Raw genomic sequence first — 671 nt, 5'->3', positions numbered from 1 at the left:
GTGTACCAGCTGAAGCTCTAGCGGGGGCCCGCCCCCGCTAGAGCTTCAGCTGGTACACCGCGAGGCCCCGCTCGCGCACGTACCCCAGCCCCTCGTTCACCACGCGCATCGGACCGTTGTCGTCCGCCACAGTCGTCCCGATCTGCCGCACCCCCGGCTCCGCCCGCCGCACCTCCTCCAGCATCCGGAGCTTCACCGCGCGGCCCAGGCCCTTCCCCCGGTGCCCCGGCACCACCACCGTGTCGTACTGCAGCGCCCTCACGTCGCCCGGATCCCGCAGCACCAGCTCCGTGTACGCCGCCATCACGCCGTCCCCGTCCAGCGCGGCCACCGTCAGTATCCGGCCGCCCCGGTCGAGCACGATCCGCGCCACGGCCCGCACCTGTTCGGCGGTCCAGGACGGTGCCTGCTCCTCGACGTCCCCCATCGGCGCGTCGCCCATCGCCCCGTGCGCCACCGCCGAACCCTCCGCGTACGCGTCCGGCACGACGCCCGGCCAGGCCACCAGCCGGTAACCGTCGGGGAGTTGAGGTACCGGCGACTCGGCCGCCACCTCCTGTACGTACCAAGCCAGCGGCAGCGCCACCTCGAAGCCCAGCGACCGCGCGAACCGTTCCCCCGGCCCGTCCGGCTCGACCATGACCGAGACCGCGGTACGCCCGTCCGCCGCC

Annotated in this window: 1 protein-coding gene; it reads right to left on the bottom strand. The window is 73.9% G+C overall.

What is annotated here, in order from left to right:
- Positions 1-37: 37 nt before the first annotated feature.
- The coding region (locus tag J0695_RS36040; RefSeq protein ID WP_206968991.1) for a GNAT family N-acetyltransferase at positions 38-671 on the bottom strand (634 nt) is incomplete at its 5' end.

This window comes from Streptomyces beijiangensis, from assembly GCF_017315755.1.
Taxonomy (GTDB): domain Bacteria; phylum Actinomycetota; class Actinomycetes; order Streptomycetales; family Streptomycetaceae; genus Streptomyces; species Streptomyces beijiangensis.
The sequence above is the reverse complement of the archived record's forward strand: the minus strand, read 5'-3'. Positions and strand labels throughout refer to the sequence as shown.